Here is a 23,949-nt window from a genome sequence, read left to right as displayed (position 1 = left end):
TGCAGCAGTCGTGCTCTTTTTCAAGTTCCAACCTCTTCCTCGTTTTCATCCGTATTTTTTCTTTTTCTCCTGAACCAACGAAAACGTACACTAGTAATCTCCCGTTCCTCAAAGAAGTTTCCTATTTTCGTAATGATGAACGTCACCATTGTCGTAAAGATAACAATAGAATAAAACCCTGCTCCAATTCCAATTCCGATTCCACCAGCATAAAAAATCATCGCAGCAGACGTCAGCCCTTTCACCCGTAATCCATCCTTCAAAATTACGCCGGCTCCAAGGAAGCCTAATCCTGATACGATTTGTGCAGCTAGACGCATCGGATCCATCACTTTTCCGCTATCCGGCTGACTGAGCATCTCCGCACTCTCAATCGAGACGATGGTAATCAGCGTACATGCCACCGCCACATACGTATATGTCTTCAACCCCGCCGGCTTGTTTTTTGATGTCCGGTCCCAGCCGATCAAGAATCCGAGCACCGCACTGACGAGAATCCGAAAGTAGATTTCGTGCTGCCAGAAGAATCCCGTTATATAGTCCAAATAAACATCCATCAGACCTTCCCCTTTCCGAATATAAAAAAGAGATCACGCTACAAAGCGAACCCTAAAAGCCCCACCAGACAGTGAGGAAACGATAGAATTCGCTTCGCAGGTGATCTCTTCTACTCTACCTACTTAGCCGAATTTACTCTTATATTATTCTCATCTTAAACGAACGGAAGCGGTTTTTCAATAATTATATTCGAATAATTCAGAAAATATAACTACGACTATCTTCCTTTTCTATCCATTTCACTAAATAAGCCTTGCTCCCCCTCCCCCACCATTATATGATGAACGTAGATAATGAATAATGGGTAGAGATGAGGAGAGCCCTGTGCAAATTGCGTGTACGCCAGTCGTGCATGCTGTTGCCATGGGGCTCTTTTCGTTTTTACATAGATTATCAATTCATAAGGAGGAACCTAATTTGTTAAAAAACAGAACCACAGGTTTTGCAGCTGCAATCATTCTCGCATTAGGATTTGTACTTTCCACCGTACATCCGGCTAATGCAGAAGCCACCACGCCACCACTGATTATCACCGAGATTGTCACGAAATCCGCTGGATCCGGGCAGCCCTATGAGTACGTAGAAATCTACAACACCACCTCAGAAGCAATCAATCTTCAAGACTATCAACTTCAATACTTCACGAGTAACTTCTCTAGCCCTGCCAACCGATGGCCCATCCAAGACAAAATCATCCAGCCGAAGGACTCCCTGATACTCTGGTTGAAAAAATTCAATCATCCAGATGTGCCACTTTGGGACTTCAACACAAATTATGACAAGCACCTTACCCGTGATGAGGTCTTCGAAGTCACTCTTACAACTTCCGGACAAGGGTTACATGACAGTTCACTACGTCAGGTAGGCATCGCTGATGCAGAGGACAACATTCTCAGCACCGCACTGATCAATGATGGTGAAACCGATGGCATCACCAACCGCAGCATCATCTACCAAGCTGCCGCCACTACAGAAATGACCAAGCTTCGTAATGGAGAAATCCCAACACCGTCCGAACTGCTTACTGAACAAGTGGCTGGACCAGCAACACCAGCAAACCTGTCTGCCACACCTTCCAACCAGGCAATTACACTTGAATGGGATGCTTCAACAGACGCAACCTCTTACACTATCTATCATGCCGACGACACAACAACGACAACAGAATCTACTACAACCACCATCGAAGAACTGGAAAACGGGAAAGCCTACACCTTCCGATTGACAGCTGTGGATGCAGAAGGTAACGAATCGCCAGCTACAAAGGAAGTCAATGCTGTACCACAGGAAGTCGTTGACAGCGAAGCACCGGCCACACCAACAGGACTTAAAGCAAAGCCAGACCTTGATTTTGTAAAACTGCAATGGACTGCCAATACGGAGAGTGACCTTTCTGAGTACCGGGTCTATATTAATGGAACATTATACGGTACTGCAGCAGCTGACAAAACTAGCATGGTTGTCTCACCACTGGAATTGAACCGGGAATACACGCTGGAAGTTACTGCAGTCGATCAAGTCGGGAACGAATCGGAAAAATCTAACCCACTTGTTACCGGGCCCACAGAAAACGCACCGATTCCTGACCTGCTTATCACGGAACTGATTCCGAATACCGATAACTACGCAGGATATGATGCATTCGAATACTTCGAGCTTTATAACAACTCTGCTGAGCCGATTGATCTGAAAGGGTACCGATTCGCCTCGTACAATTGGGATGAAGAAATCGAAGAGTCCTTTATTCTTGATCCGTGGGACACGGTGGTTGTCTGGACGAGAACCGGGGCCATAAGCCCGATTTCACTCGAAGCGTTCAACTACAACTATTTCTATTCATACAAAAGCAAGTACCTGACAGAAGACGATACGATTATCCTCGGTGACATCGCTGGACTTGTGAATGGTGGCAATACTCTCACAGTTTATGACCCGGATGGACTCGAAGTCGTCCGAGCAGACTACAAAGGGGAAGACGTCACATTGAAACAAACAGTCACTTTCACCTATCCAAAAGACAACACACGGACAATGGAAAAACTAGCAGCACAGCAGAAACCGACGCCAGGTTGGCTCATAGAGGACCAAGTACCAGCCCGTCCAGCAGAAGATGAAGATGCACCCGCTGTTCCGACCAACCTGGAAGCAACGCCAGGAAATGGAGAAGCAACGTTAACTTGGGAAGCCTCTCCTGATAACGATCTCTATCGTTATCATATTTACAAAGATGGAAAACTCGAATACTCCGTGGATCCATCAGAGACAGCATTTACACTTTATACGCTGATCGGAAATCAGACGTACTCATTACAAGTAGCTGCTGAAGACATTTCAGGAAATGTATCGGAAAAATCAGTACCTGTAACGGTAACTCCGGATCATCAGATAGTCACTCAACTGGAACGTTGGGAACATGAAAAGGATCCCGCTTATCAAGGACTTTGGGATATCAGTTCAGATGGACCGGTTATCGCCGGACTGGCAAATGGCCTCGTTCCACAAGGCTTGACCTACTATAAGAAGAAAGATTGGCTGCTTACGGTGAGCTATATTGATGATGAGGTTCGTCCAGGTACGATAACCATCACAGATCGAACCTCCGGAGAACTGGTGAAATCCGTTGTCCTTTATAACACGGACGGCACTCCATACACCGGCCATGCCGGCGGAATTACTGTCAGTAGTGATCATGGCTGGATCGCTTCTGAGAATTACTTGTTCAGTTTTGATTTAAACGATTTAGTGGAAGCGGAGAACAACGCTGAAATCCAGTTCACCAGACAAATTCCATTACCTGTCGAAGCTGCTTACACTGTCTATGATGAAGGCATTCTCTGGGTCGGTGAGTTCTACCAAGAGAGTTCCTACCCGACCGACCCATCGCACCAAATCGAGAACCGAGATGGAGAGATGCACTACGCATGGATGATTGGATTCGATCTGGAAAGGAACAACGATATGCTTTCTGAAGAACATTGGAATGGGGAACCTGACCAAAATGCAGTTCCTGACTACGTTCTATCTACAACTGGAAAAGTCCAAGGGGCAATCGTTCAAAAAGCATCTCAAAACGGCATTACGTTAAGTACCTCATATGGTAGAGCAAATGACAGCGTACTTTATCGCTATGAATACCCGTTGAAAGAAGACCCACACGCACATGTAACGGTTGAAGGAAAAGAATTGCCACTGTGGTTCCTTGATGGACACACAGCAAAACCACGTCAAAGTATTGAAGCAATCCCAATGCCAGAAGGGATTGTAGAAGTTCAGAAAGAACTTTACGTTGTGTTCGAATCCGGTGCGGATAAATATCGATATACGACCACCTATCCGATGGACCGCATGTTGCGTATTGATATGAAGAAACTTATGAAAGATGATAAAGGAATCGAGTAATCGCGATTTATAAAATGAACTTAAGCGAGTGCTGACATGTGTAGTGTTCAGCACTCTACTTTTGTAATCTATATATTCACCACTAACTGAATTATAACATTCACCTTCAATGGTAGAATGTTCATTTAATTGCTTTAGAATTCACCCATGAGCTTGTCCAATATTTAGTTAAGTGCTCTCTCCTAATAGCTGCTCACCAATGTTTGGCTGTACAATCCAAGTACCCAAAATTATAAAAAGCGTAAACAAAATAATTGCGATAAAAGATTTAAAATAAACTAAATTCTTGTTCAAACCCCCTCCTTCCAATAAATTCCAAAAATATCCATAGACACTAGTAAGTATTGAATACAAAAAGACTACAAATATAACTCTGTAGTCCTTCTACACACATATATGTATATTTTATTACCATATCATTTGTTTGGACATCCAATACCTCTATATAAATTTGGAAAACGGCTGAAACCCTCCGCGAAGAATAATCTTTAGTTTGGTAGTGTCCATGATACCCCAATTTTTGAATCTTTCTCGAATGCCTGCACCGACCCAGCATCACCTAAACCAGTTTCAATGGCTTGGTTAATAGCTGCTGTAATATTGGCGGTATTTCCCCCCAAAGCACCTGCAGCACGAACACCAGCATTAACATCATCATCATTAGCATACGAACTAAGATATAGGCTACTATGCGTTACACTTGCTACCATAGAACCACTACGATTAATCAGATAAGATCCAGAACCAATTGCAACGGTATATCCGCTCGGAAGCGCATTTTGGATAACGTTACCTGTAACACCTAAACCAGACTCTTTCTTCGGTTCTTCTTTAGGCTCTTCTTTTAGCTCTTCTTTCGGTTCTTCTTTTGGTTCTTCTTTTGGTTCTTCTTTCGGTTCTTCTTTTGGCTCTTCTTTTGGTTCTTCTTTCGGCTCTTCTTTTGGTTCTTCTTTCGGTTCTTCTTTTGGCTCTTCTTTCGGTTCTTCTTTCGGTTCTTCTTTTGGCTCTTCTTTCGGTTCTTCTTTTGGCTCTTCTTTCGGTTCTACCTTTTCCTCATTGGAAACCTCTTTTTTATTATTTTTTTCTTCAACCTCTACTTCTTCCGCATTAACATCTTTAGGTTTTTTAGTTTCTGCTTTTCCACAACCAGCAACAACAAACAATAAAACTATAAATATAACCGCATACCACTTCTTCATTTCAATTCCTCCTATGATTTAGTAGTAAATCCCTATTACAGTAATATAATACTTTTTCACTAGTAATATAAATTGCCATAAAAACTAAACAAAATTAAAAACCCGCGGCTCATGTGTTAAAAACATCAATCACCGAGCGGGCTTTGCTTAAAAAAGCATATGACCGATTAAGAGCATACCCTAATCAAAATAGCTTAATAGTCTTATTTAAAATATATACATAATTACATAATATTTCAATAATAACCTAATTTAAGATAGCAAAATACAACATTAAAATCGAATGAATTGGTAAATATGTATGAAGAGATACTTATAAAATCCCTTTAAAAAGAAACACTTGATAAAGCCATCAAGCGTTTCTTTTTGATTTCACATTTATCCTATCATTTATGTTACTTTATCCGATAATAGCGCCCTCACCGAAGGCAGTACGTAATCCGGCTTCCATACCAAGTCCTTCAAATCATCCTCACTAGTAATACCACTCAGAACAAGAGCAGTTTTCATCCCGCCTTCCACCCCCATCCGGATATCCGTTTCAAGGCGGTCGCCGATCATTACGCATTCTTCCGGCTTCAGCTGCAAGATTTTCAATGCCGCTTCGATCGTCAACACAGAAGGCTTTCCAATTTGCACATCAATTTTCTTTCCCGCCACCGCTTCCACCGCTCCGATCATTCCGGCACAATCCGGCACATCGCCGACCTCGACGGGACAGGTACGATCGGGATTAGTCGCAATCATTTTCGCACCTAGCTTTACCGCCTGGTAGGCGAAATTCAAGTGATCATAATGAAAATCACGATCCCATGACAACACCACAATATCTGTTTCTGCAGGTGTCATGGCTCCCTGGAAACCGGCAAGTGCCAGTTCATCCTTGATCGGCTGTTCTCCTATTATATACAGCCCGGCATCTGGATGGTGCACTCTCAAATAATCAGTCAGAGTAAGCGTCGGGTTCAGAATGTTCTCCAGCCTCGCTTCAATATTGAAACCGCGCAGTTTTTCAACATAACGCTGGCGAGACTCGATTGTCTTATTCGTCAAAAACAGCACCTTCTTCCCTTCATCGAGAAGAGAGTTGATGACGGTGTCTGCGCCGTCAATCAATTTGTTCCCTAAGTAGACGGTGCCATCTAAATCAAAAATGTATCCTTTCAGGTTTCTCATTGGTCCCCTCCATCCAATAAAAAATTCCTTGAGCATGACGACTCCTCCAATTCATCAAATTGGATGTCGTCATACCCAAGGAATCTCCTCATCTCTATCCTTGTGTCTATGCTGTTATACGGTACGTTTCATCAAATCTTCGCCAATGATGACTTTCGAGGTTCCAAGCTTTGCGACCTCTTCTTCATAAGGTTCGTTATCAGATAAGTGGACGAGCACGACCTCCTCCATCTTATCCATATCATACTTCTCAACGATTTCACCAAGGCTCGTATGATTGCCCGCTAACTTTCTAGCAGAGGTCGCTTCATGGATTAACATATCGATATGTTCATACTCCTTGATATGTGTATTGAACTCAGTATCGCTCGAATAGACGACCACTTGATCGCCAAAGCGGATATCGAGCCCCACCGTCGGCACGGAATGAAGTGCCTTGAAGCATGAGAATGTCATTCCTCCGACCGTAAGCAGCTCCTCCTTTTTGTCACCATCAAACGTCTCCACCTCGATGGCAAAAGCAATCGGCCACTTTTCAGCTTCCATTGTAGTCAACCATTCCTGAAGCTTTTTCTCATTACGGTAATCACAATAAATCTGCAACGGTTTCTTCCGACTTTCCAGCCACATCCCCCACAGCAACGAAGGCAGTCCATAAATATGATCGATATGAAAATGGGTGAACACTACTGCATCAAGTTCCCCCAGATCCACCTGGAACTGCTTCAGCTTCCTGCACGGATTGCCGCTGACATCGACCAGTACATGATAGCCATCATTTGAAAAACAGATTGATGTATTGTCGCGCTCAGAACCGGGATATGCACTCCCCGTTCCTAAAAATTGAATGTCCATCTAATCCCACCTACTTGATTCCAGAATGCATGAAGCTCGATACGAATTGTTTTTGGAAAATGAAAAACGCGATCAGTAACGGCATAATGACCATTACCGTACCCGCTGTGACCATACCCCATTGGGCTCCTGTCTCATACGACTGTGCGAATAGCGCGAGTCCGACCGTCAATGGACGGGACTCGACGGAATCTGTGATGATCAACGGCCACATGAAGTTGCTCCAATGGTGACTGACCGACACGAGTGCAAACGCAATATACGTCGGCTTCGCTGATGGAATGTAAACGTGCCACAATGTCTGGTACCACTTACAACCATCGATTTTCGATGCTTCGTCAAGATCATACGGTACCTGCTTGAACGTCTGGCGCATCAGAAATACACCGAACGCCGATGCCCAGTACGGCATCATGACAGCAAGCTTAGTGTTGACGAGTCCAAGCTGGCTCATCACTTGATAGTTCGGGAACAACAGGATTTCCGGCTGGATCATCAACTGTAGCAAAAACAGAATGAATAACACGTTTTTCCCTTTAAAGTTCAAACGCGCAAATGCATACGCAGCAAGTGTAATCGTGAAGAGTTGGACGATCAGTACACCGAATACGATGACGAATGTATTGAAGTAATATTGTAAAAATGGTGCCGTTTCCCATGCTTTGACGTAGTTTTCAACGGTCGGATTCGATACCCAGAACGGAAAACCGCCACTGATCACCTGATTTCCTGGGGAGAAAGAAGTGATCACGACCCAGAGAAGCGGGATGAACGAAATGATCCCGAGCACGGTAATGATGCCATAGTTCAGTTTTTTCATTGGTTCTTCCCCTCCTTAATAATGGATTTTCCGATCAAGATACAGGTAGTTGAATGCCGTGATTCCAAGCATGATCACAATCAAAATCACTGTCAGTACTGCCGCTTTACCAAGATCCCAGTTCGTAAATGCCACTTCATAGATATGGAAGAGTAATAGATTGCTGGCATTGTCCGGGCCACCCTTGGTCATGATGTACAAATGGTCGACGTTCTTGAACGAGTTCGTGATCGCCACGATCATGACGAAAAGTGTCGTCGGCATCAGTAGCGGGAACGTGATATGGCGGAACATCTGGAACGGTTTCGCACCCTCAATTTCAGCCGCTTCATAGACATCTCTCGGCAAATTTTGCAAACCTGCTAAATAAAAAATCATAAAGAAACCGGCATCTTTCCATATGATCATAATTATCATCGCTATCATTACTGTATTGGGATTCCCAAGCCAGTTATTGTCGCCCCCACCGAACGTATGTAGAAAGTTATCCAGCAGTCCGTACTGAGGGGTATAGATGAACAACCAAATGTTCGCAACCGCAATCAAAGGAATGATCGTTGGGTAGAAAAACGAGGTCCGAAGCAACGCGCTTCCAGCCATTTTCTTATTCAGCCAAATGGCAAGATACATTGCCAGGAATAAACTCGTCGGCACCGTACCAATCATGAAAATGATATTATTCAGAATGACCTTCCTGAATATTTCATCTGTAAAAACTTCTTTATACTGATCCAATCCGGAAAACTGCAGCCGCGTCATCGGGCCACTATAAAAGCTTAACTGGATCGACTTCAGCGTCGGATAAAAAGTAAATAATGCCAAGAAAATGAATGAAGGAAACAGTAATCCGTAGGCGAACAGATTGTGCCTTGTACTGTTACTTAGCTTTCTTCGCTTCGTTGTCATTAGAACATGCCACCTTTCATGTGAAAAAAGAGAGCTCAAGTCAGTACAACGTCAACTTGAGCTCCACTTCCTTCAATCCTCTACTGCAGCCTTACTCCTGAAACGGCTCCAGCACTTCTGTCGCTTTTTCCTGTGCCTCTTCCAAACCTTCATCCACCGATTTCTGACCAGTCAAAACTGCCTGGATCTGATCGTTGAAGATTTTCTGGACTTCGCCACTTTGATAGGTTGCCAGTTCACTATCCGCATACTCCAACTGCTCACGGGCAGTAAGTGCAGGAGGGAATTCCTCCACATACTCTTTCAACAAATCAGTTTCATAGGCAGATTCTCTTGTTGCAACATAACCAGTGTCAATCGACCACTGAGCTACACGCTCAGGCTCAGTAAGGAACTTCATGAACTTGATCGCAGCTTCCTTGTTTGCCTCCGGAAGGTCTTTGAACAAGTAGATGTTTCCTCCACCAGTCGGGGAACCATACTGCTCATTCGCCGGCAGGAAGGACACACCGAAATCGAAGTCCGCATTATTCTTCACATTCGTCAGGTTACCTGTCGTATGGTACATCATCGCCGTTTTACCACTTAAGAAGTCAGATGGAACCGTCGCCCATTCGATGACACCTTCCGGCATGATTTTGTGTTCCTGACCTAGAGACAACCAGAAATCCATCGCTTTCTTAGCGTGTGGTGCATCGAAATACACTTCTTTTCCATCTTCAGACATGATGTTGTCGCCAGCCTGAAGTGCTAAAGCCTGGAACATCCAGTACTGGTAACCAGTACTCGGGATTTCAAGACCCCACTGGTCCTGACCGCCATTCTTTGTCAGCTTCTTACCATATTCCACAAGCTGATCCCAGTCTTCAGGTGGTGCTTCCGGATCAAGTCCAGCCTCTTTGTATGCATCCTTGTTGTAGTAAAGGACGATCGTACTACGCTGGAACGGTAGACTGTAAACCTTATCGCCGATGGATGAGTTCGCCATGAACCCATCATAGAAATCATCTAAGTATTCATCATCGAATAATGGTGTCACTTCTTCGATCAGGTCATTCTCAAGCAATGTGAACAAATCGATTGAGAATAACACTGCGAGCTCAGGAGAGTTTCCTCCCTGTGCAGAAGCCATCACCTGTGTCATCGTTTCTGCATAACTACCACCGTATTTCGCATTCACCTTGATGTCAGGATTCTCTTCTTCGAAATCTTCAACAATGCCATCAACGATGTTCGCTACATCTCCACCAACCGCAACCGGGAACCAGAAGTCGATCTCCGTCGTCTCTTCCGCCCCACCGTCACTGCTGCAACCGGCAAGGACAATCAGTAAAACAAAAATGAATGATAAAAACTTGAATTTCATGCGTGTTCCTCCCCTTTTTAGATATTTATTCATAAAAAACCCCATGAACAATAAACTGCACCACAAATAAGTGTCATGCATTTTATTGGTCACAGGGTTCTCCTCATCTCTACCCATAGACAATAACCTGTCTAATTTATATGTCTGATTATTCATAATCATACAACATTAACCAATCGATGGCAATAAAATTTTGGAGGCGTTTTCATTAAGAGTTTGTAAATGGTGTGGTTCATCTGTGGCGGCCCATTTGGGGTTCGCCCACAAATCCAGATTTTCGCTCATATATTTCAAAAATCGCTCATAAATTCTGATTTTCGCCCATAAACCTAAGGGTTTCGCTCATAAATCCTAAATTTCGCCCATATCCCTTCCCCAGCACAACCCCCTCCTCTTTACCGCACTAACGCATTGAGGGACAGTCCCCCTCAAAAATAGAATTGTTCACCTTCCGTTCATTTTTCACCTGTAGTATTAGAATGTACGATGTAAAATAAGAAACAATAGGAGTGCAAACAAAGGAGTGCCATTGATGACTTCCATTTTAATCGTAGATGACGATCAACATATATTGAACCTGGTTGAAATCGACCTTACAAACGCTGGCTATCAGGTACAGAAAGCTGCCGATGGCCAAGAGGCGTTGAGCGTTCTAGAAAAACAGCTGATCGATCTCACTGTAGTCGATATCATGATGCCGCATATGGATGGCTACCAATTGACTCAAAAAATTAGAGATTCTTATGATATCCCCGTCATCATGCTGACTGCCAAGGGTGAACTGCATGATAAGGAGAAAGGTTTCAGATCGGGAACGGATGATTACATGGTCAAACCTTTCGAACCACAGGAGCTGATTTTCCGAATACAAGCCGTCCTGCGCCGTTACGACAAGGTGAGCGGCACTGTAACAAAAATCGGAGATATGACTATCGATCGTAAAAGCTATGAGGTCCAGATAGGAGAGCACAATCTCCTCCTCCCCCTTAAGGAGTTCGAACTGCTTGCATTACTTGCTGCTCATCCGAATCATGTTTTCTCACGCAATGACCTTATCGAAAAAATATGGGGATTCGATTTCGAAGGCGACGACCGGACTGTGAACGTGCATATCAAACGGATACGTGAACGACTAAGCAACCTCACCGAAACTATAGAAATCGTCACAATTCGTGGTGTCGGCTACAAGCTGGAGGTCCGAAGCAGATGAAAACACTCTACTCGAAATTTCTGATCCTGACGCTTCTAATCATGGTCACCAGCACACTGATTGGTTTTCTGTTTTCGAATACGTATTACCATCAGAAAGTAAAACCCGAGAATGACCAGAAAAACACTGAAATTGCCTTAAACATGGCTGAATATGCAGAATCACAAAACAGCTTAAAAGAGTATCTCGAACATACCGCTTCTACAGGTTATCAACTTTATGTCATCAACCAATCAGGCTATGAGGAGTTTTATGGTGGAGATTTTCGCGACCGACAACTATCAGATAGTATTAAGCAGCAGGTCCTAGCTGGAGATATCTATCATGGGATGGAAAACTTCCCGAATGAAACGTTCGTGACAGGATTCTTCGCCAATGAACTCGGCAATACAATTGGTGTCCCATTTGAATATGACAGTGAAAATTATGCGCTGTTTATGCGACCAGATATCGAGTTGCTTTTCAGTGAGATTCATATCATGTTGGGCTGGATGGTCATCGTCATGCTTATACTGAGTGTGATTGCTGTCCTAATCAGTGCAAAGTTTCTTATCAAACCGATCAAGCAGCTTTCAAACGCTACCGGAAAAGTTGCAGATGAAGGATTCGATGTCGAAATCGATATCAACCGGAACGACGAGATCGGCGAGCTTGGCACAAGATTCAACCACATGATCAAGCGGCTTGGAGAGCTCGACCACATGCGAAAATCATTCATTTCGAATGTATCCCACGACATCCAGTCTCCTCTGCTGAACATTAAAGGGTATGCGCGTCTGTTGGAGGACGAGTCGTTAACCAAAGAGGAACGCACCGCCCACATCAACATCATCAGGGAGGAAACGGACAGGCTTTCGAAGTTGGCACGCCAACTGCTTGTACTCACCTCACTGGACCAAAAAAACAGTTTTATCAAAACCGAGCCGGTTCCAGTGTCACAACAATTGAAGGAAATCGTCCAGAAATACCGCTGGATGCTTGAAGATAAAGATTTGTCCCTGAACTATAAATTGCCGGAAGCACATGTTTCCGGAGATGCATCGATGCTTTATGCAGCCTGGGAAAATCTATTCACGAACGCGGTCAAATACACACCACCCGGGGGAAGAATCGACATCACGTTAGAAGAAAAGCAGAACGAAGTGACAATCCTTTTTAAAGACACGGGAATTGGTATGACTGAAGAAGATCAGCTTCATATTTTCGAGCGATTTTATCGGGCTGACCAGGCAAGGACCCGAGCCACTGAAGGTACTGGTCTTGGTTTATCCATCGTGAAGCAGGTCATCGAGTTACACAATGGCGAAATCCAGGTAAGCAGTGCTCCAGGCAAAGGCACCACGTTCAGCCTTACACTGAAAAAAATGTAACAACTAATTCACCTTCCGTTCACTTTCATGATCTAAGCTAGTTCATGAAAGGAAGCGGAAGTTTTTTTAATTTAAGGAGGTAGATGAAATGGAACAATACAGCAGAACATTACTACGTTTTTCAGGAGTTTTCGCATTGATCGGTGCGTTTATCGGGGCACATATGGCAGGATCAGGATCTTACGCATTACGTCCGATCCACGCTCATATCCTAGTCGTCGGGTGGCTATCTTTGTTTGCCTGGAGTGTCTATTACAAAGTATTCAACGTGACTGCACTCAAACTTGCAAAAGTACAGGTATGGACAGGAATCATCGGCACGACCGGATTGACATTCGGGATGTGGTTGCACTTCCTGGACCTATTCAGCCTGCCTGATGCGGTAACGCTGACATTTTATATCGGGGGAGGCACAATTTTATTGATCAGTTTCGTATTATTTTTAGTTTCAACATTCTTTCTATCATCGGAAAGTGAATAATGGGGGTTGTTATCAATGAAGTTTTTTTATGAAAAAATGCTGAGTAAAAAAGGGATGTTCATTACCCTGATCATATGGCTGGTCGCTTTGTTCGCTTTAAGTGGAACTGCACCGGGGGCAAAGGATTTTGCAGTGAACACCACTGGAGCCGGGCTACCGGAAGATGCAGCGTCCGTCATTGCCGACAAAAAGATGGCCGAACACTTTGAAGACAGTGGGACTCTACCAGCCATCCTTGTTTTTCAGAATAAGGAAGCGTTTGACGAAGAAGCACTGACAGAGACAGCTTCCGCAATTAAAGGAATCGATGACCTGCCCGCACCTGAGGGGGACAATGTTGCAGGAGTACTGCCGTTTGGTATGTTCCCACCTGAAGCACAGCAATCTTTCCTTTCTGAAAATAATACAACACTCGTTATCCCGGTAGAGTTGAAAAATGAACTGGAAATGGAGGAAGTCAACGCTACGATCAATGCAATGGAGGAGGAATTGAACGCGCAATTATCCGGGACAATTGATGTAGCAATTACTGGTCCTGCCGGTATAGCATCCGACGCTTTAGAATTGTTCTCAAAAGCGGACCTGGTCCTGCTTTTCTCCACAATCGGATTGATCCTGGTATTACTGATTGTGCTCTACCGCTCTCCACTACTTGCGATGATTCCCCTTTTAGCTTCCGGAATCGTGTATGAAGTCGTGAACAGAACGATCGGTCTTGCAGGAAAATGGGAGCTCTTCTCGATTGAAAGCCAGGCTCTGTCGATCATGATGATTCTATTATTTGCTGCCATCACGGACTACTCATTGTTCGTGTTCTCCAGATTCCGTGAAGAACTGCAGGTAGTAGAGAATAAATATGAAGCTATGAAAAATGCAATGACCAAAGTCGGCGAGCCGATTTTTTTCAGCGGCGGGACTGTCCTCGTTGCAGTACTGACGCTTGCCGTGGCAATTTATGAACCCTACCGCAGCTTTGCACCGGTTTTCGCCATTGCTATGGTATTGATTTTGCTTGCAGGACTCACACTCGTTCCTGCGCTATTCACCTTTTTCGGGAGGAAGTCCTTTTGGCCGGCAATTCCTAAGGTCAATCAGTCCGTACGTACATCTACCATTTGGGAGAAAATCAGCAGTTTTGTAACAAGGAAGCCATTAGTGACAGGGCTCAGCGTGTTCATCGTCATGCTGATCTTTTCCATTAATGCATTCAACGTAAGCTATTCTTATAATCTATTGAAATCATTCCCGGAAGACATGTCGTCGCGCGAAGGGTTCGAATTGATCGAAGAAAACTACACGCCGGGGGAAGTGGCACCGACCACCGTTCTTCTAACTTCAGAGGATGGAAAAATCGAAAAGGAAGCAGTCGAGCAATTGCAAGAGCAACTTGAAAAAGAGAACCTTGTTGCTGGTGTAAGTATCAATGAACGTCAATACTTGTCAGAGGACGAACGTGCAGCAAAACTGCAATTGACGTTCAGTGAAAACCCTTATTCCGAAGAAGCAATGGATGCGATGGAAGATCTCCGCAGCAATAAAGAAAATATTCTAAGTGAAAGCGGACTGAATGAAGGGGCTTATGGACTATCCTTCACTGGAGAAACAGCTACAACACTGGACACACGAACGGCGAACGACCGTGACACACTTGTAGTACTGACCTTGGTTACCGTACTAATCACAGTCATGCTCGGATTTCAGTCCCGTTCCATCATTGCACCCATCTACATGATGGCGACAATTCTATTATCGTTCAGTGCAGCACTGGGGCTCTCAGATTGGATTTTCAAAGGAGTATTCGGATACGATCAGATGAGCTACCGGATCCCGCTATATTCGTTCGTATTTCTGGTAGCTCTCGGAGTCGATTACAATATCATGCTAGTATCACGGATAAAAGAATATTATAAAGAGCATTCCTTGTTGGAATCAGTTCGGCATGGTGTTACGCATACAGGAGGCGTCATCTCTGCAGCAGGGCTCATTTTGGCAGCAACGTTTGCCGTACTGACGACACAGCCCATCATGGAACTGTTCATGTTCGGCTTCGTCGTGGCTGTAGGGGTGCTGATCGATACATTCCTAGTTAGAACGATTCTGACACCGGCGATTATATTATTGCTTGGGAAATGGAGTTTCTGGCCAGGGAGGAAATGATTGGGGTTTGCGCGTTCGCTCATATTTCTGGGATTTCGCTCATAAATTCTGATTTTCGCCCATAAAAAGTGATTTTCGCTTATATTCCAATGAAAGTCGCTCACAAATCCAAAGTTTCGCCCACAAAAGAAGGTCAGCCTCCCAAGGCTGACCTTCTTTCATTTATGGCCAAATCCTGGCCACGAAGCTATCCACTTTTTCCTGCACCGGCTGATCAAAAGTCACGAATGGCCGCTCATTCAGAAATACCAACCCGATAAAAAGCGCCAGAACCACAATACTGCTGACTGCTATGACGCGCACTAACGTATGATGCCAATAGTAGAAAAGGTAAAAAAGTCCGACTGTAGATAGCATTCCGAACGTAATTCCAACCGTATTCGCCACCGCATCAAGCAATTCCGCATCCCGTTCTGCAACGAAATACTGCCGATATTCTTCCAGCATTCCCACTGTAACCAGCGCAAACCAACAATAAATCATCCTTCTTTTCACTGCTGCCATATCCGAAATAGTCAGAATCACCATGGCAGCCACGATTGCAATGGCTCCATAGCCGAATACGTGCATCTGTTTATCGATTCCGAACATCATTTCATAGTTTATATTCATTCCGCTCACCCCTCCAGCACTAGCATGTCCATTTTACAGGGATGATAGACGAGGAAATGATCGCCCTTTCTCTAATCTTCTATTCTTCTAAACCACTCCAAAAATCGACAAGTTCCATCCATTTTATTTCCAAACCTAGTTTATTATATAGCCAAAGGGGTATAGGTAATCTGAAGAAACCAGCCCTACCATCCAAGTGGGGAAAAATAATTCAACTAGATTAGGAGGGAAAACATGTTCAAAAACAAATGGCTATTAGGGATGCTGCTATTAATTCTGCTCAGCATTGCAGCTTGTTCCAACAATGCTTCGTCTACTCCATCCACACCTTTTGACCAGGAGCCAGAAGAAGCAAAATTTGATCCACCTTCAACGGATGATCTGGACCCGGATGATCCAATGACAGAGTACATACTGTTAGGGGAAAAAGCGTTCAATGAAACAAACACGGTTTTATCCGAAGAAGTCGGTAATGAGCTTTCCTGCCAAAGCTGTCACGCTGATGGTGGAGTCAGCCAAAGTTCATCGATGGTCGGTGTTTCTACGCAATATCCTCAGTATCGACCGAGGGAAGGAGCCGTCTTCACATTATCAGACCGCATCAATGGTTGTATGGTTCGAAGCATGAACGGAGAAAAGTTGGATCGTGAAAGTGATGAACTGAAGGGAATTGTCGCGTACTTGTCCTACATATCCGAAGACATCGATCAGGATGCAGACATTCCCTGGCTTATGCAAAATACGATGGAAGAAGTTCCAGAACCGAATGTAGCCAATGGCGAAGAATTATATGAAACGAAAAACTGCTTGTCCTGTCACGCTCAGGACGGATCAGGTACAGGAGCCAATTCCGGACCGGCGCTATGGGGAGAGAATTCTTTCAACGACGGTGCAGGTATGTCTCGATTGTCAAAAGCAGCAGGCTATATCAAACGGAATATGCCACCTGGCGACGATAATCAATTGACTGATCAGGAAGCCGCAGATTTGGCCGCTTACATCCTGTCTCAGGATCGACCTGTATGGGAAGGGCACGAAGATGACTGGCCTGATGGAGGACGTCCTACCGATATTATTGATAAGGATCGCCGCGAACAAATACAAAATGGAGAATTTGACTGGACAGAAATTGAAAATGTCGTCCCTTCCGATTGAACATAATCCGTTATAAAAAGGAGGCAGTTGCATGTGGAAAAACAAATGGCTGATCGCTCTATTACTCTTGATTATTGCAGCATTTGCAGCTTGCTCGAATAATTCAGAGTCGAAGTTTGATACACCCAACAACTTTAAAAGTACACTGGATGAGCTGGATCCGGACGATCCAATGACAGAGGAAATACTGTATGGTGAGGAATTGATGTATAACACGAACACGATGCTTGCCGAGGAAGTCGGGAATGAACTTTCCTGTACAAGCTGCCATGCAAATGGCGGGATATCCAATACGAATTCGTTCATGGGAGTATCAGGTGAATTTCCAGTATATCGCCCACGCTCCGACACCATTTTCACGTTGGAAGATCGTATTAACGGTTGTATGCAACGGAGTATGAATGGAGAGAAACTGGATCATGACAGCAGAGAGATGAGGGCCATGGTCGCCTATATGACTCATTTATCAAAAGGTGCTGAACAAAACGGAGATGCTATGGAAACACTACAGACGCCTTCTTTTGATACAGTACCCGAACCGGATGTAACCAGTGGAGAAGAACTATACGAAACGAAAGGCTGTATCACCTGCCACGCCGCAGATGGAGCTGGAAGAAGTCCAAACTCCGGTCCTGCATTGTGGGGAGATGGCTCCTTCAATGACGGCGCAGGAATGGGCCGCCTTAGTAAAGCTGCGGGCTACATCCAGACAAACATGCCTAAAGGCGAAGAAAATACACTGACAAAACAAGAAGCAGCGGATTTGGCCGCCTATATCTTGTCACACGAGCGCCCAGTGTGGGATGACCACGAAAATGACTGGCCGAATGGCGATGGACCTCCTGATATCATTACCCAGGACCGCCGTGAACAGATCCGCGCTGGTACATTTGATTGGTCAGAAATCGAAAACGTCGTTCCGAAAAATTGATGATAGTGGTTTCGCCTATATTCAAAGGTCAGCCTCCAAGGCTGACCTTTCTTTAATGTCCTCAACCTATCCAAAAACGTGTGGTCGCCGGTAAATTGTCTGGGGCGCCGGAAAATCTGAAAAGTCGCCGGTAAATTCCGTATGGCGCCGGTAAATCTACAAACTCGCCGGAACGGTGCTCAAAGTCGCCGGAACCCCCACCTCAGCACAACCACCGACAAAAAACCATGCTCCTCAAAAGAAGCATGGCCCATACCCACTACAACAATAGGTACGCAATTGGTGTAACAATGATCAATGTCAAAATTGTACGCTCCACCCAGATAACCAGCAGCTTTGGAATACTTACCGGAATTTCAGTAGACAAGATACATGGAATCAGCGCGGAGAAGAACAGGATGGCTGATACCGATAGACTTCCGATTACGAATTTCGTAATCAATGGTGCTTCAGCAACGAGAAGTGCTGGTAAGAACATTTCTGAAATTTCGATGGCAGCTGCTTTTGCCGCTAGTAATGGTTCTGGAATTTGCAGAAGCCATGTGAATGGATAGAAGATGTACCCTAAAATATCGAATACTGGCGTGAATTCAGCAAGTACCAGTCCTAATAGACCTACAGACATGATTGATGGAAGAATCGCCATCGTCATAATGAAGCCATCCTTTAAATTCATCCACACATTTTTTCCAAGGGAAGGTGCTTTTTTAGATGCTTCCATCGCCTGCCCCCATGCTGCTTTCACACGTTTTTCTTTGATTACCTCCTCAGGATGAGGTTCATCTGTATAGTAATCTTCACTAATTTTATTCAATGGCCAAATCCTGACTGTGATAGCGGTTACAAGGAACGTTACAAACAGCGTCACCCAGAAATAGGTGTTCCAAATCTCCATCAATCCTAGCGTTTTTGCGACAACGATCATAAAGGTTGCTGAGACCGTAGAGAAACCTGTCGCAATGATGGTTGCTTCTTTAATACTATATTTTCCTTCTTTAAATACGCGGTTGGTGATTAGTAGACCAATAGAGTAACTTCCGACGAAAGAAGCTACGGCATCAATCGCTGATCGACCTGGTGTCTTCCAGATTGGTCGCATGACTGGCTGAAGAAGAACACCGATGAATTCCAGTAAGCCATATCCTACAAGTAACGCTAAAAACACTGCGCCAATTGGGACCAACAGCCCGACTGGAATCACTAATTTTTCAAATAGGAACGGGCCCATACTTGGATCAAACAGCCACGCTGGACCAAAATTGAAAACAAGCATCAAGGCTGTGATGACTCCTAGTATTTTGAACATGGATAAGGCAATATTGACGCCGTCTTTATTCCATGACTTATTTACAAATGGAAAGATCGCACCAAGTATAATGACTGCCAAGGCGTAATACGGTAAAAGTCCCGGTACAGTCTGCTGGATGAATGTGACCATATGGTCGAGTGGGATTGAGCTGGTGCCATTGATTGTTATCGGTATGAAAAACGTAAAGATCCCAATCAGACTCATCACAAAAAACTTAACAACGTTGCCTGTATGATTAGGCTGGTGATCTGTCCCGACTGCCATTTCCCTTTGTTCCATGATAAGTATTCCCCCTGTATTCGTAATAATCTGATAATTGAACTTGAAAACATACCCCAGGCAATGAATCTGCTACCTGGGGTATGGAGTTACCTTTGGCAATATCCAGTAAGAAATGAAAGCATCGTATGAACAGCTGCTTTCACGTGTGTTTGCCCGATATCCTTACGTGGATCGAGACAAACAATGTCCATCGCTTTCACTTTCGAATGCTGTCCGGCTATCAAAGCTGCATCGAATAATTCCTGTGAGTACAATCCTCCAGGAGTGGCAGCTGGAGCTCCTGGTCCGTGAACCATATCCAGTACGTCCATATCGAACGTTACATAGACCGTATCCACGTGCGCATCCAGCTCCCGTAATGCATGGCGGACCGTCTCTTCGATACCTTTTTTCCTCGCTTGCTTTACCGTGGTGTAATGGACGCCATGTTCATCCGCATAGTCCTTCAACGCTTTTGCATTAAAGAAGCCGTGGAGACCGATGTTATGGACGTGCTCACCCTTCACCACTCCTGCCTCAAGCAATTGTCTGATCGGAGTTCCATTCGCCTGACCGAGTTCAGACGGATCACGCAAGTCAAAGTGCGTATCAAATTGCAGTACACCGATCGTTTCCTCAGGGTGTGCCTGCTTCCACCCTTTTACGAGCTGAGCTGTAATCGAATGATCCCCGCCCATCATCACTGGTAAGGTATGTGGATGGTGTTTACGCATCGCAACCATCGCTTCTGTAATACGTTCGTGTGTATAACCGATGTCAGTGACATGCTGCTCTACATCACCTAGATCCACGACGTTCAGTTCTGCCAAGTCAACGTCTTCATCCAGATTATACGTACTGAAGCTTTTCCAAGCCTGACGCATCGCATCCGGATTCTCGCTGGCTGATGACGAACTGATCGAAGACTTGGACAAGGGTACACCTAGGATCGTTACATCATAGTCTGTCCAGTCCATTTCCTGTCCATTAATCGTTGCAATCCATTCATGCACCTTTACGTCCCTTTCTTCAGCATTTAGCGTGTTCCAAACAAAAGTCGGAGGATTCAATAAAGGGTATGGATAGTTTTTCATTGCAATTGGCCTCCAACTACCACTGCCTTACCGGACTTCACAACAGTATCTACGTGATTCATCCCATATTGATAGGAAAGCACAAGGTAGTTCGGCACGTCCCAAATCGTGACATCGCCTCGCTTCCCTTCCTCAAGGCTCCCTGCTTCTTTCGCTACTCCGATAGCATGGGCAGCATTGATCGTCGTAGCTGTCAGAACTTCCTCAGGTGTCATCCCCATCATCAAACAGCCAAGGTTCATGATGAATGGTAACGAAATGGTCGGTGAGGAACCGGGATTGGCATCCGTTGATAGTGCCACCGGTACACCTGAATCGATCATATTTCTAGCACGGGCAAATTCAGCCATCAAAAAGAATGCCGTTCCTGGAAGTAGCACGCCTACGACACCTTTCTCCGCCATCGCTTTTATCCCTTCGTCAGATGCACGCAATAAATGATCAGCAGAAATTGCTCCTACTTCTGCAGCAAGTTCTGCTCCAGCATACGGTTCGATTTCATCCGCATGGATTTTCGGAATTAAACCATGCTTCTTTCCTGCTTCCAAAATTCTTCTCGATTGATCTGGCGTGAAGACTCCCCGTTCACAAAACACATCGTTGAAGGTAGCTAACTCCTGTTTCGCCACCTCTGGAATCATTTCTTCAATCACCCTGGTCACAAATGGTTCAGGATTTTCTTTTTCATCCATAGGGACGGCATGAGCACCCATGAAAGTCGACACGATATCGATATCATGTGTTTCGTTCAGACGCTTTGCTACGCGCAACTGCTTCAGTTCATGTTCAAGAGTCAGACCATACCCACTTTTCGCTTCGACAGTCGTCACCCCATGCTCAAAGAATTTATCCAATCGCTTAGAAGACTCTTCATATAGCTGATCTTCATCTGCCTCCTGCGTTGCCCTTGTCGTAGCATGAATACCTCCGCCTGACTCCATGATGTCCATGTACGTCTTTCCTTTCAGACGCATCGCATATTCATTTTCTCTCGTTCCTGCATGAACGAGGTGGGTGTGAGGATCGATCAGACCAGGTGTAACTACTTTCCCTGTCGCATCGATTTCTTCAGTACCTTCAAGACGTGAACCATATGTTTTGCGTAAATCTGATTCACTTCCAACCGCTACGACCTTGCCGTCCTGGATGAAGACACTGCCATTCTCGAGAATGTTTAGCTCAGACATGGCTTCTTTTACAGCTGGATTATTGGAATGCCCGGCCATGGTGATCAGCTGGGCTGCATTTTTTATGAAAAGGGATTGTGTCATTTCTTTGCACCTTCCTTGTTCAGCATTGGAATATGCACACCTTTATCTCGTGCTGTCTGTTCTGCCAATTCATAACCTGCATCAACATGACGTGCTACTCCCATACCAGGATCGGATGTCAGCACCCGCTCAAGACGAGCTTCCGCTTCTTTCGTTCCATCCGCTACAATGACCATACCGGCATGCAAGGAATATCCCATGCCTACGCCTCCACCGTGATGGACACTTACCCAACTGGCTCCGCCAACACTATTGATCAACGCATTCAGGATTGGCCAATCTGCTACGGCATCACTACCATCCTTCATACCTTCCGTTTCCCGGTTCGGTGAAGCAACTGAACCAGAATCCAGGTGGTCACGTCCAATTACGACAGGGGCCTTCAATTCGCCACTTGCTACCATGTCGTTAATGATCTTGCCGAACCTGGCACGTTCTTCATATCCCAGCCAGCAGATACGTGAAGGTAGACCTTGGAAGCTGATTTTGTCCTGTGCCATACGAATCCATTTACATAGGTGTTCATTTTCACTGAATTCTCTAAGGATCACTTCATCCGTTTTATAAATATCCTCAGGATCTCCGGATAAAGCTACCCAACGGAATGGTCCCTTTCCTTCACAGAATTGCGGGCGGATATAAGCTGGTACAAACCCCGGGAAGTCGAATGCATCTGCAACGCCTTCATCTTTTGCCACCTGGCGGATGTTGTTTCCGTAATCAAAAGTGACTGCGCCTTGTTTCTGCATTTCCAACATCGCTTTGACATGGTTGGCAATACTTTTCTTGGAAAGGCTCACGTATTTCTTGGAATCCTGTTCTCTCAATTCATCCGCCTCATCCAGAGTCATACCTTCAGGCACATATCCATTCAAAGGGTCATGTGAGGACGTCTGATCCGTCAGCACATCCGGAATAAATCCTTTTTCAATCATTTCAGGCAGGACTTCCGCTGCATTACCTAAAAGTCCGATGGAAAGAGGCTTGCCTTCTTCTTTTGCTTGCTGGGCCATTTTAATTGCTTCATCCACACTATCAGTAGATGTATCCAGGTATTTCGTTTCAAGACGACGATTGATCCGGTGCTGTTCCACCTCAATTGCAATACAAACACCGTCGTTCAACGTAACCGCAAGAGGCTGCGCTCCACCCATACCGCCAAGCCCGGCAGTAACGGTGATGGTATGCTTCAACGTTCCTTCGAAATGCTGTCGTGCGCATTCCGCGAAAGTTTCATAGGTTCCTTGGACAATTCCTTGGCTTCCGATGTAAATCCAGCTACCTGCTGTCATCTGACCGTACATCATCAAGCCTTTTTGGTCGAGTTCATGGAAATGATCCCAATTCGCCCATGCAGGTACAAGATTGGAATTGGCTATCAGCAGTTTCGGTGCATCCGCATGCGATTTGAATACAGCAACTGGCTTACCTGATTGGACAAGCAGCGTCTCATCGTTTTCCAGTTCCTTCAACGTATCGACGATCGCTTCGTAGCACTCCCAGTTACGAGCAGCCTTACCAATTCCACCGTAGACGACCAACTCGTCAGGCTTTTCAGCTACTTCCGGACTCAAGTTATTATTCAGCATCCGAAGTGCAGCTTCCTGGATCCAACCTTTCGTATTCAATTCAGTACCTTTATACTGTTCAATCTTCTTTTGTTGTGTCATTGAAGTTCCATCCCCTCATCACAAAATTTTCTGATAATTCTATGATAGATGGAATCGAACGAAGAAAATAGAACACTAGGTTTCGAATTTCTATAGTAATCTATGATTTCAGATACTCTTTTATGTGAAACGCTTACAAAAACATATAA

The 23,949-nt window shown here is 44.8% G+C and carries 19 protein-coding genes; 7 read left to right on the top strand and 12 right to left on the bottom strand.

Going from position 1 to position 23,949, the window contains the following annotated elements; translation table 11 throughout:
• Positions 1–20: 20 nt before the first annotated feature.
• Entirely contained in the window at positions 21–557 is a 537-nt protein-coding gene (locus ACFQ2J_RS13725) for an MgtC/SapB family protein (RefSeq protein WP_386061491.1), read from the bottom strand.
• A gap of 418 nt (positions 558–975) precedes the next feature.
• On the opposite strand from ACFQ2J_RS13725, the gene ACFQ2J_RS13720 reads away from it, so the two are divergent.
• Complete coding sequence (locus tag ACFQ2J_RS13720; protein ID WP_386061488.1) at positions 976–3,957, top strand: lamin tail domain-containing protein; 2,982 nt, start codon at positions 976–978, stop codon at positions 3,955–3,957.
• A 488-nt stretch (positions 3,958–4,445) separates the two neighbouring features.
• Here the strand turns inward: ACFQ2J_RS13720 and ACFQ2J_RS13715 are convergent, their stop codons facing one another.
• From ACFQ2J_RS13715 to ACFQ2J_RS13690, 6 genes are all read right to left on the bottom strand, one after another.
• On the bottom strand, positions 4,446–5,156 hold the full coding sequence (locus ACFQ2J_RS13715) for a hypothetical protein (protein ID WP_386061485.1): 711 nt from the start codon (positions 5,154–5,156) through the stop codon (positions 4,446–4,448).
• 390 nt (positions 5,157–5,546) lie between these two features.
• Positions 5,547–6,332, bottom strand: a complete 786-nt coding sequence (locus ACFQ2J_RS13710; RefSeq protein ID WP_386061482.1) for an HAD-IIA family hydrolase — start codon at positions 6,330–6,332, stop codon at positions 5,547–5,549.
• A 114-nt stretch (positions 6,333–6,446) separates the two neighbouring features.
• The gene (locus ACFQ2J_RS13705) at positions 6,447–7,187 is read right to left on the bottom strand and encodes an MBL fold metallo-hydrolase (protein ID WP_386061479.1); all 741 of its coding nucleotides are present in this window, start codon (positions 7,185–7,187) and stop codon (positions 6,447–6,449) included.
• 10 nt (positions 7,188–7,197) lie between these two features.
• Positions 7,198–8,007, bottom strand: a complete 810-nt coding sequence (locus ACFQ2J_RS13700) for a carbohydrate ABC transporter permease (protein WP_386061476.1) — start codon at positions 8,005–8,007, stop codon at positions 7,198–7,200.
• Positions 8,008–8,022: 15 nt separating this feature from the next.
• A complete protein-coding gene (locus ACFQ2J_RS13695) occupies positions 8,023–8,913 on the bottom strand; it encodes a carbohydrate ABC transporter permease (protein WP_386061474.1) in 891 nt (296 codons plus the stop codon).
• A gap of 91 nt (positions 8,914–9,004) precedes the next feature.
• Positions 9,005–10,279, bottom strand: coding sequence for an ABC transporter substrate-binding protein (locus ACFQ2J_RS13690; protein WP_386061472.1), 1,275 nt, complete (start codon positions 10,277–10,279; stop codon positions 9,005–9,007).
• 532 nt (positions 10,280–10,811) lie between these two features.
• On the opposite strand from ACFQ2J_RS13690, the gene ACFQ2J_RS13685 reads away from it, so the two are divergent.
• The 4 genes from ACFQ2J_RS13685 to ACFQ2J_RS13670 all read left to right on the top strand — a co-directional run bounded on the left by ACFQ2J_RS13685 (position 10,812) and on the right by ACFQ2J_RS13670 (position 15,497).
• A complete protein-coding gene (locus ACFQ2J_RS13685) occupies positions 10,812–11,489 on the top strand; it encodes a response regulator transcription factor (RefSeq protein WP_386061469.1) in 678 nt (225 codons plus the stop codon).
• A complete protein-coding gene (locus ACFQ2J_RS13680) occupies positions 11,486–12,859 on the top strand; it encodes a sensor histidine kinase (protein WP_386061466.1) in 1,374 nt (457 codons plus the stop codon). The genes ACFQ2J_RS13685 and ACFQ2J_RS13680 overlap by 4 nt, the downstream gene beginning before the upstream one ends.
• An 88-nt stretch (positions 12,860–12,947) precedes the next feature.
• Positions 12,948–13,340 (top strand): hypothetical protein, encoded by a 393-nt coding sequence (locus ACFQ2J_RS13675; RefSeq protein WP_386061463.1) that lies wholly within the window; start codon positions 12,948–12,950, stop codon positions 13,338–13,340.
• Between the two features lie 15 nt (positions 13,341–13,355).
• Positions 13,356–15,497 carry an MMPL family transporter gene (locus ACFQ2J_RS13670; protein ID WP_386061461.1) on the top strand — a complete coding sequence of 714 codons (2,142 nt, stop codon included), beginning with the start codon at positions 13,356–13,358 and terminating at the stop codon, positions 15,495–15,497.
• Positions 15,498–15,659: 162 nt separating this feature from the next.
• Here the strand turns inward: ACFQ2J_RS13670 and ACFQ2J_RS13665 are convergent, their stop codons facing one another.
• Positions 15,660–16,109, bottom strand: a complete 450-nt coding sequence (locus ACFQ2J_RS13665; RefSeq protein WP_386061458.1) for a VanZ family protein — start codon at positions 16,107–16,109, stop codon at positions 15,660–15,662.
• Between the two features lie 234 nt (positions 16,110–16,343).
• On the opposite strand from ACFQ2J_RS13665, the gene ACFQ2J_RS13660 reads away from it, so the two are divergent.
• Positions 16,344–17,264 (top strand): c-type cytochrome, encoded by a 921-nt coding sequence (locus tag ACFQ2J_RS13660; protein ID WP_386061455.1) that lies wholly within the window; start codon positions 16,344–16,346, stop codon positions 17,262–17,264.
• Positions 17,265–17,295: 31 nt separating this feature from the next.
• Entirely contained in the window at positions 17,296–18,195 is a 900-nt protein-coding gene (locus ACFQ2J_RS13655) for a c-type cytochrome (protein ID WP_386061453.1), read from the top strand.
• A gap of 259 nt (positions 18,196–18,454) precedes the next feature.
• Here the strand turns inward: ACFQ2J_RS13655 and ACFQ2J_RS13650 are convergent, their stop codons facing one another.
• From ACFQ2J_RS13650 to hutU, 4 genes are all read right to left on the bottom strand, one after another.
• Positions 18,455–19,768 (bottom strand): YjiH family protein, encoded by a 1,314-nt coding sequence (locus ACFQ2J_RS13650; protein WP_386062507.1) that lies wholly within the window; start codon positions 19,766–19,768, stop codon positions 18,455–18,457.
• A 104-nt stretch (positions 19,769–19,872) separates the two neighbouring features.
• On the bottom strand, positions 19,873–20,859 hold the full coding sequence (locus tag ACFQ2J_RS13645; protein WP_386061450.1) for an agmatinase family protein: 987 nt from the start codon (positions 20,857–20,859) through the stop codon (positions 19,873–19,875).
• Positions 20,856–22,130, bottom strand: a complete 1,275-nt coding sequence (gene hutI, locus ACFQ2J_RS13640; RefSeq protein ID WP_386061448.1) for an imidazolonepropionase — start codon at positions 22,128–22,130, stop codon at positions 20,856–20,858. The genes ACFQ2J_RS13645 and hutI overlap by 4 nt, the downstream gene beginning before the upstream one ends.
• Positions 22,127–23,800, bottom strand: coding sequence for a urocanate hydratase (gene hutU, locus ACFQ2J_RS13635; RefSeq protein WP_386061445.1), 1,674 nt, complete (start codon positions 23,798–23,800; stop codon positions 22,127–22,129). Before hutU ends, hutI begins: the two co-directional genes overlap by 4 nt.
• Positions 23,801–23,949: the final 149 nt, after the last annotated feature.

It is taken from the genome of Thalassobacillus hwangdonensis, from assembly GCF_042675915.1.
Taxonomy (GTDB): Bacteria; Bacillota; Bacilli; order Bacillales; family Halobacillaceae; genus Thalassobacillus_A; species Thalassobacillus_A hwangdonensis.
The sequence above is the reverse complement of the archived record's forward strand: the minus strand, read 5'-3'. Positions and strand labels throughout refer to the sequence as shown.